The organism is Cohnella sp. SGD-V74 (assembly GCF_003001675.1).
In the GTDB taxonomy this organism is placed as follows: Bacteria; Bacillota; Bacilli; order Paenibacillales; family Paenibacillaceae; genus Cohnella.
The window spans coordinates 183177-195521 of sequence record NZ_PVYW01000004.1 but is presented as its reverse complement, the minus strand read 5'-3'; the positions used below and the strand labels follow the sequence as shown (position 1 = coordinate 195521).

The following is a 12345-nucleotide window of genomic DNA, read 5'->3' as shown; positions in this document are numbered from 1 at the left end:
GTATCCGCTTACAACTCGCTTTTATTTTACGGCTCCCGCGCGGCTCCCGTCTTTTTGAATAGACGTCTCGTTTTTATAAAATCGAGACATCGTCGCGAAGAGGCTTTCATTCGCCCCTATCTATTTTTTACCTCCTCTTCCCACTTAAACAATATAACGTTATAATGTTTTTGTTTGGGTTATCTTATTGCGATTCGGGAGGAACCGGTATGAAATTGCGTTTGGAGGGCCAGGTCGAACACCTGCTGCCCGGCATCAACCTCTTGGCTTCGGAATTGGGCATCGAATTGCGGGAAGATGGAATTCCCGTGCGCGTGGAGACATCTCCAGCCGCTGACGAACTGGAAATCGGCTTGGAGGACGGACAGGGATACGTGCGTTACGGGAAGAAGCATCAGTTTTTCCGCGGACTCGGGCTGTTCGTTCAGCACGGCCGCCAAAGCGACTCGTTCCGCCTTCGGGAGAAGCAGCAATTCGATCTGGTCGGACCGATGTTCGACTTGTCCCGCAACGCGGTTCTGACGGTCGACAGCTTCAAGCTCATGCTGAACAAGCTGGCCTTGATGGGAATGAACACGGTCATGCTGTATATGGAGGATACGTACGAGGTTCCAAGCGAGCCTTATTTCGGATATATGAGGGGGCGCTATTCGCATGCGGAACTGCGGGAAATCGACGATTACGCCGACCTGTTCGGGATCGAGGCGTTCCCGAGCATCCAGACGCTCGCCCATCTCGAGGAGTTCCTGAAATGGCAGACGGTCTGGCATTACCGGGATACGAAAGGCGCGCTGCTGGTCGGGGAGGAACGCACGAACAAGCTGGTCGAGAACATGATCGAAGCGGCCAGCGCGCCTTTTCGCAGCCGTAAAATTCATGTGGGCATGGATGAAGCGGAAGAGCTGGGCCGGGGAAAATATTTGGACAAAAACGGCTACGGCAGCCGCTTCGACATTATGGCTTCCCATCTGGACACGGTGCTCTCCGTCACTCGCCGCCTCGGTCTGAAGCCGATGATCTGGAGCGATATGTTCCTGAAGCTGGCTGTCGGCAACGCCGGCACCGAGAGCAATTACTACGACGGAAACACGACAATTCCGGAAGAAATGGCGCAGCGCATTCCGAAGGACGTCGACATGGTGTACTGGGACTACGTTCATACGGAGCCGGAGCACTATGAGCGAGTGATCGCCAATCACCGTCCGCTCGGCTGCAACCTCGTTTTCGCGGGAGCGGTGTGGATCTTCAATACGTTCGGCGTCAACTACGGCTTGTCGCTCGGAGCGACCGACGTCGCGCTGACGGCCTGCAAGAAGGAAGGCATCCGCGAAGTATACGCGACGATGTGGGGCGACGACGGCAACGAGAGCAACCCGTTCGCGGCGCTGCTCGGCCTTCAGTTGTACGCGGAGCATGCCTATACGGAAGGCAAGCCGACGCAGGAATGGCTCGCGGAACGGGTCAAGCTGTGCACGGGGATCGAGGCGGACGCGTTCCTTCAAATCAAGTATTTGGACGAGACGCCGGGGTCGGAGCCCAACAACAGCAAGCAGAGCAATCCGTCCAAGTTCCTGCTGTATCAGGACACGCTGCTCGGTCAATTCGACAAGCAGATCGAGGATCTGGAGCTGAACGCCCATTACGAATGGCTGGAGGCGCAAATTCGCGCCCGCCGGGCGCCGGACGCTCAGCTCGATTACTTGTTCGACGTGCCGGAGAAGCTGAGCGCCGTGCTCAAGCTTAAGAGCGAGACCGGCATCAGGTTAAAACGCGCTTACGACTCGAAGGACAAAGAAGCTTTGGCGCATGCGGCGACGGTTGAGCTGCCCGCGATCGCGGAGGCGGTGCGGGAGCTGAGAGCCGCTCATCGCACGCAGTGGCTGCGCATGTTCAAGCCGTTCGGCTGGGAGGTGCTGGACATTCGCTACGGCGGCGTCGTTAACCGGCTCGAGACCGCCTCGGCCAGACTGCTCGACTACGTCGAGGGACGCATCGGCGGAATCGAAGAGCTGGAACAGGAACGCCTGCTCTTCAACGCGACCAACCGGTTCAACAACAAGGGCGTCGGCTGGTGCAGCTACTACTACCGCATGGCTTCTCCGAACGTGTTCTTTCACGTGATTAATCCTTTCTAGGATTAATCTTGCATGGCCTAAAAGCCTCCTCCGGCATCGCCCATCGCCGGGAAGAGGCTTTTTCGTCATGGTGAAAATCGGCAGCAACTATGCTAAAATACGGTGTTCGCATCATCTCGCTCAGGAGGCTTGAACCGCCATGCTGATCATCGGCATCGCCGGAGGCACCGGGTCCGGCAAAACGACGGTAGCCCGTTCCGTCATCGAACGGCTCGGCCCGGACAAAGTGACGTTTATTTCTCAGGACAATTACTATAAAGACCATGCTCATCTGAACGCGGAGGAAAGACGGGCGATCAACTACGACCACCCCCTCGTCTTCGACAACGAGCTGCTGATCGAGCATCTCGGCCTTCTTCGCGCCGGACAAGCCGCCTACGCCCCTGTCTACAACTTTGCGGCCGACGGCAGATATCCCGATAGGACGGTCGAGCTTAAGCCTAACGGCATCGTCATCATCGAAGGGCTTCACGTACTGTCGGACGAGAAGCTGCGCGCGCTGCTCGACATCAAAGTGTTCGTCGATACCGATCCGGACGTGCGCATCCTGCGCCGGGTGCTTCGCGATATCGAGGAACGCGGACGTTCGATCCAGTCGATCCACAAGCAATATTTGACGACGGTGAAGCCGATGCACGAAGCGTTCATCGAGCCGTCCAAAAAATATGCCGACATCATTCTTCCCGAAGGGGGAGAGAACGAAATCGGCATCCAGATGCTGACCGTGCTTACGGAGAAATATTTGAATGACTGACGAGGGCTGGCCGCCCGCTACGCCAGATGCTCCCGGTATCCCTCCGCGGTCAGCAGCCCCTTGAAGGCTTCCTCGGCGTCGCCGCCCAGCTCCACCTCGATCATCCAGCCGCTGTCGTAGGGCTCGCCGTTGACGAGCTCGGGGCTGTCGACCAGGCTTTCATTGACGGCGGTAACGGTGCCGCCGACCGGGCTGTACAGCTCGGAGACGGTCTTGACCGATTCGATGGAGCCGACGCTGTCTCCGGCGCTTACCTGCGTCCCCGGTTCGGGAAGCTCGACGAACACGATGTCGCCGAGCAGGCTCTGCGCGTAATCCGTAATCCCGACTCTGACGATCCGCTCTCCGCGTTTCTCCGCCCATTCATGCTCCCGGCTGTACGCCAGCCCTTCCCTGATCTCGCTCATCGCATTCGCCTTCTTTCCCTAAAATCTGCTTTCCTCGGAGTATGCATACACGCCCTTGCAATTTGATTCACCCGCAAGAGCAATTCAGCACCGGCTTGCGCGCCGCCGTCGCTTCGTCCAACCGTTTGACGACTGTCGTGTACGGCGCGTTCAGGACGAGCTGCGGGTCGGTCTCCGCCTCCTCGGCGATCCGGATCATCGCGTCGATGAAGGCGTCGAGCGTCTCCTTGCTCTCCGTCTCCGTCGGCTCGATCATCATGCTCTCCTCCACGTTAAGCGGAAAATAAATCGTCGGAGGATGATAGCCGAAGTCGAGCAGCCGCTTCGCCACGTCCAGCGTACGTACGCCGAACGCTTTCAGCCGCTTGCCGGACAGTACGAATTCGTGCTTGCAGACGCCGGGGAACGCCACGTCGTAATACGGCGCGAGCCGGCGCATCATGTAGTTGGCGTTCAGCACGGCGCATTCGGACACCCGGCGCAAGCCTTCCGGCCCGTATGTTCGAATGTATGCGTAAGCGCGGACGAGAATGCCGAAGTTGCCGCAGTAGGCTTTGACCCTGCCGATCGATTGCGGCCGGTCTCCGTCCCAGAAGTACGCGCCGTCCGCCCGCCGGCCGACGGTCGGTACCGGCAGGAACGGAAGGAGCTTGCTCTTCACGCCGACCGGCCCCGCTCCCGGGCCTCCCCCTCCGTGCGGCGTGCTCATCGTCTTGTGCAAATTCAGGTGCACGACGTCGAAGCCCATGTCGCCGGGCCGCGCGATGCCCATGATGGCGTTCGAATTGGCGCCGTCGTAATAGAGCAGGCCGCCCGCCTCGTGCACGATGTCGGCGATCTCGACGATACGCTCCTCGAACAGCCCCAGCGTACTCGGGTTCGTCAGCATAAGAGCGGCCGTGTCGTCGCCAACCGCGGCTTTCAGCGCCTCGAGATCGACCATGCCCCGCTCGTCGGATTTCAGTGTGACCGTCTCGAATCCGGCGACCGCAGCGCTGGCCGGGTTTGTGCCGTGAGAAGAGTCGGGCACGATCACCTTCGTCCTCCGCTCCCCCCGGCTCTCGTGATACGCCCGGATCAGCATCAGTCCGGTCCACTCCCCGTGCGCCCCCGCCGCCGGCTGCAGCGTCACGCCGTCCATGCCCGTCAGCGCGGCCAGGTCGCTCTGGAGCGTATGCAGCAGCTCAAGCGCCCCTTGGACGCTGCTCTCCGGCTGATAGGGATGAAGCTTGGCGAAGCCGGGAAAGCGGGCGACGTCTTCGTTCAGCTTCGGGTTATATTTCATCGTGCAGGAGCCGAGCGGATAAAAGCCGTTGTCCACGCCGAAGTTGCGGCGGGACAGCTCCGTGTAGTGCCGGATGACGTCGACCTCGTACACTTCCGGCAGCTCGGCCGGCTTGGCGCGCAGCAGGCCGGCGGGAATGACGGAGTCGGCGCAGAGCTCCGGAACGTCGCACTCCGGCAGCGAGTAAGCGGCGCGTCCCGGCCGGCTCAGCTCGAAAATCAGCGCTTTGTCCGGTTTCATAAGACCGCCTCCATTTCGCGGAAGAAGCTCTCGATCTCGTCCCGCGTTCTTCGCTCGGTTACGGCGATGAGCAAATGTCCTTTCAGCTCGGGATAAGCCGCGCCCAGATCGCAGCCTCCGATGAAGCCGGCCTTCAGCAGCTTCCCGTTAACAGCCCCGATGTCCGCCCCCTCCGGCAGCTTGACGACGAATTCGTTGAAGAACGGCGCGGAGAAAGGCAGGGACAGCTTGCCGCCGGCCGCCGCAAGAGAGGAAGCGTAATGAGACTTGCGCACGTTAAGCAGCGCCGTCTCCCTGATCCCTTCCTTGCCCATGACAGACAGGTAGACCGACGCGCAGAGCGCCAGCAAAGCCTGGTTGGAGCAGATGTTGGACGTCGCCTTCTCCCGGCGGATATGCTGCTCCCGCGCTTGCAGCGTCAGCACGAAGCCGCGCCTGCCTTCCGAATCGACCGTCTGCCCGACGATGCGCCCGGGCATCCGCCGCATCAGCGGCTCCGTGACGGCGAAGAAGCCGCACGTCGGGCCGCCGAACGACGCCGGGATGCCGAGCGGCTGCGCGTCTCCGACCGCGATGTCCGCGCCCAGCGCTCCGGGCGATTCGAGCAGTCCGAGCGACAGCGGGTTTACGCTGAGCACGAGCAGCCCCTTGCGCGCATGGATAAGCGGCTCGATCGCGCGAACGTCCTCCAGGCAGCCGAAAAAATTCGGCGTCTGCACGAGCACGGCGGCCGTATCGCCGGTAATCGCCGCCTCCAGCCCGGCCAAGTCGGTCGTTCCGTCCGGGGCGCAGCCGACCTCGACGATCTCCAGGCCCAGCCCCCTCGCCGTAACGCGCAATACTTGGCGCGCTTCCGGATGAACGGCGCGGGAGACGACGATTCGTCTCCGCCTGGTCGCTCCCGCAGCCAACGCAGCGGCTTCCGCGAGCGCGGTCGCGCCGTCGTACATGCTGGCGTTGGCGACTTTCATGCCGGTCAGCTCGCACACGTACGACTGAAATTCGAAGATCGCCTGCAGCTCGCCTTGGCTGATCTCCGGTTGGTACGGCGTATACGCCGTGTAAAACTCCGAGCGGGAGACGATATGATTCGCGACGACGGGGATGTGGTGATCGTAAATTCCCGCTCCGAGGAAGCAGGCGTACTCGTCGAAGTCGGCATTGCGGCCCGCGAGCCGCCGCATATGCTTCAGCAGCGCGGCTTCGTCGAGCGCGCCGGACATCGGCAGATTGCCTTCATAGCGGACCGAGCGGGGAATGTCGCGAAACAGCTCTTCGACGGACTCCGCTCCGATCGTCCGCAGCATCTCGGCTTCGTCTTGCTCCGTCATCGGCAAATAGCGATGCTTCATTCCGGCTTCGCTCCTTCGCTTGCATGATTCGGCCTGCGATAGAACGGCGTTCGGACGACGACGGCCCTCAGCCGCTTGCCTCGAATCTCCACTTCCACTTCCGTGTCCAGCGCGGCATAAGCCGTTTCCAGCAGCGCCAGGCCCAGACCGCGCTTCAGCGTCGGCGAATGCGTCCCCGTCGTCACTTCGCCGATCCGCCGCCCGCCTCCATACACCGGATAGCCGCCGCGCGGAATGCCGCGATCGAGCAGCTCGATGCCGACCAGCTTGCGCCGCAGCCCCTCGCGCTTCTGCCGCTCCAGCGCGTCCCGGCCGACAAACGGCTTGCCCAGCTTGACGAATCGGTCCAGTCCCGCCTCCAGCGGCGTAATCGCGTCAGACAACTCATGGCCGTACAGCGGAAGCGCCGCCTCGAAGCGTAGCGTGTCCCTGGCGCCCAGCCCCGCGGGCAGCAGGCCGTCCGCTTCCCCTGCCCGCAGCAGCTCCCGCCACACATGCGCGGCATCGCCGGCCTCCAGGCAAATCTCGAAGCCGTCTTCGCCGGTATACCCGGTGCGCGACACGAGCGCCCGCCGTCCGCACACTTCCGCCGCTTCCAGGAAGCGGAAGGGCCGGAGCCGGGCGATCTCCTGGTCGGCAACGCGGGACAGAATGGAGGCCGCTACTGGCCCCTGCAATGCTAACAGCGCCTTAGAATCGGACAGATTCTCCAGAACGACGTCCCCTGCCAGATGCGCCTCGAGCCACGCCCGGTTCTTGTCGATATTCGAAGCGTTCACGACAAGCAAATAGCGGTCCTGTGCCAGCTTGTAGACGAGCAAGTCGTCCACGGTTCCTCCATCCGGATAACACATCAGACCATACTGAGCCTGCCCTTCCTGCAGCCTGGAGACGTCGTTGGTCGTCATTCTCTGCAAAACATTTTCCGCCTGCCGGCCCGAGACCAGAAACTCCCCCATATGCGACACGTCGAACAGTCCCGCCCTCTCGCGAACCGCCTCGTGCTCTCTCTGGATGCCGGAAAACTGGACCGGAAGCTCCCAACCGCCGAAATCGACGCACCGGACGGCCGGGAAATCCGTGTATAACGGAAACAGCGGGGTCCGTCTTAGCTCTCCCATTCCATCACCTCCCCCACCAATATATTCAGCGCCAAGCATGTCCTGATCGGACAACGCAAAAAATCCCCCATTAAGGGGGACAGGAGGGGAAACGGTATGCTCATCCGTCTTGCGGCACGGCTATTGTATGCCTCTATAATGGCCGGCATCGTGCCAGTAAGCGAGCGTAAACGCCAAATCGTCCGTCAGCATGTCCAGCATCTCTTGGAGCGGTCCCACGACCGGAACCAATTGCCACTTGCCGCGATGGTTGGCGATGGTCATCACGTATTCCTGACGACCGTCCAGGCGGGTCAGCACGGCGCGTATCGCCTCTTCCTTCGGCTCCATAGAGAAGATGATCAGACTGCGTCCTTGCGAGCGAACGCTCAAATGCGTCAATCCCATAGCTTGCAGCTTGTTCCGGATAAAGCCGAGCGAAATTTTCAGATCCAGATCCAAGGCTGGCGCCTCCTTACGAATGACGTTATCCCTCGTAATCGACGATCGGCTTGATGATCTGCGCGATCAGCTTGATCTTCTCAGGCGAACATCCTTCCAGCATGTCTATGATCTCATTGCGCATGTAATCCTCGTTCGATGTATTCGCGCCGCGCAAAATATAGTCTGCGGATGTCTCCAAAACCGCGCATATTTTATCCAGGTTGTTCAGATTGACCGGAGTCCGTCCTCTTTCGATCTTGCTGATGTAAGCGTTCGACACGTCCAGAGATTCCGCGAGCGTCTCTTGCGTAATTCCTTTCTCTTCCCTGGCCTTCCTGATCCGATTGCCTATTACCGAGTAGTCGAAGCCCAATGTTCATCACCCAATCCGACTATAACAAGCCCCCTCTCCCGATTACATATCTACAAATTCAATATCAACCTATAAGTTCATGCGGAAGGATAATTTTGTATAAAAAAACCCGACCGTACGTCAAAATGCGTCAAGTCGGGTTTTCGCGTATTCGCGCAGCGGCGTTTCAGCGGAGTCTTTGGATTGTTGCGATGATTGCTTATTTCGACAGAAGGGGATTGGTTCCTGTTCATTCAGGCTCTGCGTGCGCGAAAAAGAAGCTGTCCCATAAGTAAAAGAGTCGTACCAAACGATTATCGATGGATGCAGGGTAATGGGCATCTATCTCCTTCCGATGCTATACGATCCTGAAATTTGGAATGGATAGACCCGTCGCAATGTAATTTCAGGACCGTATGAGGCAGTCTCCAGGAGATAGATGCCCTTCTCTTTTCATCAATAATCTTGTACGCCCCTACTTATGGGACAGCTTGCTCCTTAGACTACCTCTATTTCATCCGCGTTAATTCACGGAAGGCGATACTTCCTTGTCCGATGTCCGGCCGAGCAGGTTCAGAAACTCGCGCATGAAGCCCGGCAAGTCGGGCCAGGCGTGGCCGGTTACGAGCTTGCCGTCCACGTGCAGCGTCTCACTGGCGTACTCGGCGCCGAGAGATTCGACTTCCAGCTTGCAGGCGTTGTAGGCGGTTAACGTTTTGCCTTCGAAGTAGGAGCGGTTGGGCAGCGCCAGAAACACTTGAGCGCCGTGGCAAATCGCGCCCACCGGCTTGTCGGCGTCCAGGAAGTGCTGAACGATGCGCGGGAGCTCGGGATCGTTGCGAATGAATTCCGGCGCGCGTCCGCCAGGGATGATCAGGGCGTCGTAATCGGCGGGAGCCACGTCCTCGAAGGCGATATCCGCCGCGAGCAGATGAGCGGGCTTCTCGGTGTACGTATCCCAGCCCTCGACGAAGTCGTGGCATACCGTATGCAGCGTCTTCTTCTTCGGAGCGGCGACAACCGCTTCATAGCCTTCTTCCTTGACCCGGTATAACGGATAGTACACTTCCAGAACCTCCGCGCCGTCGCCCGTCACAATCAACACCCGTTTGGACATCGAATCCTCTCCCCACTGTAAAATATGTCATACAATTCCTATTATGAAATGCCGGTATGGACCGGTCAAGGTGCCTAAGACCGAGGATTTTTTGTCGAAAATGTTGTCGAAGGAACGGGTTCGCAAGCAGGAAAAACGGGGGAGCTCCGAGAATGATGTATGACCGGATGTATTCCATGCAAGGAGAGTGGTGCGATGAGCTTCTTATTACGGGATCTGATCATGAATTCCGCGATCTTGATCGCTTTCGCTTTCTTGGCTGGACACTTCTACGCGAGCTCCGAGCGCCCCGACTCCTGGAAGTTCAAGCTGTCTGTGGCTGCCGCGCACGGCATCATCTCCGTTACCCTGATCATGATCGGAATCGACGCAAACTTCAGCAGCGTCGCGAACGTTCTGGACCTGCGCATGCTCCCCGTTCTGCTGGCCGCTTACATCGGCGGTCCGGCCGCCGCCTTCATCACGGCTTCCATCATTACGGTCTTCCGGTCGCTGCAAAACCCCGACGTCTTCTGGTCCGTTCTCATCGTGATGCACGCGCTGGCGATTCTATGCGGCTGGATCGTTCGCCGGGTCAGAGGCTTTACCGCGCAATGGAGCGGCATGATCGCGCTCATGCTCGTCGGCTACTTCATCGTGTTCCAATACGTCTATCCCGCCCCCCTCTACGATACGCTGATTCCCTTCTTGCTGATCTGCGCCCTTAACGCCTTGCTTATCGCGGCAATCATGAATTTCTTCGACAAACAACGAACGTTGGACCGCCGACTGCGGCAAGCGCAGCAGGACGTGCTGGACATCGTGCGCATGCAGAACGGCTTCTCCTTCAAAATGGTCCGTCAAGGCGATCTATTCGTCTATTCCATGCTCGGCGGACAGCTTCTGGAGCAGTTGGGAGTGCGGCCGGAATACGCCATCGGACGCTCGCCCGCGGAGCTGCTGTCCCCGGAGGCCGCCCAAAGGACCCAGGTGCATCTGGAGAAGGTCTGGCGGGGGGAGAGCGTCAGCTTCGAGCTCGAATCTTCGTCGGGATTCTACTCTCCGGGCATTCTGGCCGCCGAGATTGCGAGCCGGACGCTGCTCGTCACGCTTCAGCCGATCTCCGCTCCCGACGGATACGTGTCCGAGATTATCGGGACGGCGATCGACATCACCGACCGGAAGAAGGCCGATCAGAGACTCGCGGAAGAGGAAGAACGGTACCGGACGCTTGTCGAAAGCTCGCACGACTTCATTATCGGCTTGGACAGAGACGGCGCCATTACGTCCGTCAATCGTTCTTTATGCCGGCTGCTGCAGCTTGAGCCGGAGCAAATCCGCGGCCGCCGATTAACCGACTTCCTGTTCCGGGACCGGACGGACGAGTGGAACGCCGCAGTCGAGCTGACGCTGAGCGAAGGCGCCGCCCAACAATGGGAGTGGGAGCATGCCGACGGCGAATCGGTCCGTGCTTATTCTTTGACGCTGTCCCCCAGCGTTCCGGCCGGATCGGCCGCCTCCGGAGTTACCGCGACCATCCACGATCTCACCGATTTGATCGCGAGGAAGGAAGCCGACAAAGCCAGCGAAGCGAAAAGCCGGTTCCTCGCCAACATGAGCCATGAGATCCGAACGCCCCTGACGGGCATTATAGGCGTCAGCCAGCTGCTGCTGGATACGCCGCTGTCTGCCGTCCAGAGAGACTACGCGAACAAAATCCATTCCTCCTCGCGAACGCTGAACGCGCTGATCAACGAAATTCTCGACTTCTCCAAAATCGAAGCCGGCCAAATCTCGATCGAGCGCGTACCCTTCTCCGTGGAGGACTGGCTCGCCGAAGCAGCCGACGTCGTCGGAACGTTCATCGGGGAGAAGCCCGTCGATATCGTCTTCGACGTCGCCCCGGGTACGCCGGACCGGCTCGTCGGAGATCCGCTTCGCTTGCGGCAGGTGCTGCTCAACCTGTGCAACAACGCGATCAAGTTCACCTCCCGCGGCTTCGTGCGCGTGTACGTGGAAGCCGTGCCGATCGGCGAGAGCAGCTGTTCGTTGCAGTGCTCGGTGCAAGACACGGGCATCGGCATTCCGGCGGATAAGCTGGCGGGGCTGTTCCAGCCGTTCACGCAAGCCGACGATTCGATCAGCCGCCGCTTCGGCGGAACGGGGCTCGGCCTCGTCATCAGCAAGCAGCTGATCGAACGGATGGGCGGCTCGATTCAAGTTCGAAGCGAGCCCGGGCAAGGCAGCTTGTTCGCCTTCGAGCTGCCTTGCGAGCTGGACGCCGGGCAAGACGCGCCCGAGCCGGCATCGGCATCGTCGGCGCAGAGCAGCGCGATCGTCGCGGGGAGCTCGGAGATCGTCCGGGCGTCCGTAACCGGAATGCTGACGTCGTTAGGGCTGCGCGTCTTCGACTCTCCGAGCCGCTTGCCGCAGGCCGATCTGCTGATCGTCGACTTCTCGCAGGAAGACGCCCGGACCGGCCGTTGGGACTCGCTCGTCGACGCGGCCCGCAAGGCGGGCATCCCCGTGCTGACGCTCGCGAGCGCGCATACGCGCGGCCTCCTGCTTCAGCGCGTCGATGCGGAAGAGCATGCGCTTATGCTGCTGAAGCCCGTCAGCCGCAAGCATCTCGCCGAGGCGTTGGCCTCCTGGCAGGAACTTCGCAGCGGCCGGGAGCAGGCCGCCGCTTCGGCGGCGCCGGATCGTTCCCCCGAGCCTTCTCCCGCAGCGGCATCCGACCGTCCTCACGCGCTTAAGAAGCCGGAACGTTCCGACTCGTCCGATCCCTCCCCGCAACCGCCTGAAGGAACGAGGAAAATTTTGCTCGGCGAAGACAACGAGATCAACCAGCTCATCGTCGTCGAGCTGCTGAAGGACAAGGGTTACGTCGTCGGCGTGGCGGACAACGGCCTCGAAGTGCTCGAGCTGCTCGAGAGCGAAGCGTGGGACCTGCTGCTGATCGACATCCATATGCCGGTCATGGACGGCTGCGAGACGGTCAGCCGCATTCGGCAAGATCCGCGGCACCGCGCTCTGCCCATCGTGGCGCTGACCGCCGACGCCTTCAAGGAAAACCACGAACTCTATCTCCGCTCGGGAATGACCGATATTTTAACCAAGCCGTTCGATCCCGATCAGCTGTACGGGAAAATCGATCGCTGGCTGGCCGGGAACTGAACC

The 12345-nt window shown here is 60.2% G+C and carries 10 protein-coding genes; 3 read left to right on the top strand and 7 right to left on the bottom strand.

Features of this window, described 5'->3' with window-relative positions; all coding sequences use genetic code 11:
• Positions 1 to 209: 209 nt before the first annotated feature.
• Together B0G52_RS08175 and udk are read left to right on the top strand one after the other, a co-directional pair.
• Positions 210 to 2135 carry a beta-N-acetylhexosaminidase gene (locus B0G52_RS08175; RefSeq protein WP_094043031.1) on the top strand — a complete coding sequence of 642 codons (1926 nt, stop codon included), beginning with the start codon at positions 210 to 212 and terminating at the stop codon, positions 2133 to 2135.
• Between the two features lie 139 nt (positions 2136 to 2274).
• The gene (gene udk, locus B0G52_RS08170) at positions 2275 to 2889 is read left to right on the top strand and encodes a uridine kinase (protein WP_094043030.1); all 615 of its coding nucleotides are present in this window, start codon (positions 2275 to 2277) and stop codon (positions 2887 to 2889) included.
• Positions 2890 to 2906: 17 nt separating this feature from the next.
• Here udk and gcvH read toward each other — a convergent pair whose 3' ends face one another.
• The 7 genes from gcvH to B0G52_RS08135 all read right to left on the bottom strand — a co-directional run bounded on the left by gcvH (position 2907) and on the right by B0G52_RS08135 (position 9186).
• Positions 2907 to 3296, bottom strand: coding sequence for a glycine cleavage system protein GcvH (gcvH, locus tag B0G52_RS08165; RefSeq protein ID WP_094043029.1), 390 nt, complete (start codon positions 3294 to 3296; stop codon positions 2907 to 2909).
• Between the two features lie 67 nt (positions 3297 to 3363).
• On the bottom strand, positions 3364 to 4821 hold the full coding sequence (gene gcvPB, locus B0G52_RS08160; protein WP_094043028.1) for an aminomethyl-transferring glycine dehydrogenase subunit GcvPB: 1458 nt from the start codon (positions 4819 to 4821) through the stop codon (positions 3364 to 3366).
• Complete coding sequence (gcvPA, locus tag B0G52_RS08155; protein WP_094043027.1) at positions 4818 to 6173, bottom strand: aminomethyl-transferring glycine dehydrogenase subunit GcvPA; 1356 nt, start codon at positions 6171 to 6173, stop codon at positions 4818 to 4820. Before gcvPA ends, gcvPB begins: the two co-directional genes overlap by 4 nt.
• A complete protein-coding gene (gene gcvT, locus B0G52_RS08150; protein WP_094043026.1) occupies positions 6170 to 7294 on the bottom strand; it encodes a glycine cleavage system aminomethyltransferase GcvT in 1125 nt (374 codons plus the stop codon). The genes gcvPA and gcvT overlap by 4 nt, the downstream gene beginning before the upstream one ends.
• A gap of 120 nt (positions 7295 to 7414) precedes the next feature.
• Positions 7415 to 7735, bottom strand: coding sequence for a hypothetical protein (locus tag B0G52_RS08145; protein WP_094043025.1), 321 nt, complete (start codon positions 7733 to 7735; stop codon positions 7415 to 7417).
• Between the two features lie 25 nt (positions 7736 to 7760).
• A complete protein-coding gene (locus B0G52_RS08140; RefSeq protein WP_094043024.1) occupies positions 7761 to 8090 on the bottom strand; it encodes a helix-turn-helix domain-containing protein in 330 nt (109 codons plus the stop codon).
• 502 nt (positions 8091 to 8592) lie between these two features.
• Positions 8593 to 9186, bottom strand: coding sequence for a DJ-1/PfpI family protein (locus tag B0G52_RS08135; RefSeq protein WP_094043023.1), 594 nt, complete (start codon positions 9184 to 9186; stop codon positions 8593 to 8595).
• A gap of 195 nt (positions 9187 to 9381) precedes the next feature.
• Here B0G52_RS08135 and B0G52_RS08130 point away from each other — a divergent pair, with 195 nt between their 5' ends.
• Entirely contained in the window at positions 9382 to 12342 is a 2961-nt protein-coding gene (locus B0G52_RS08130) for an ATP-binding protein (RefSeq protein WP_158223629.1), read from the top strand.
• The last annotated feature ends 3 nt before the right edge of the window (positions 12343 to 12345 follow it).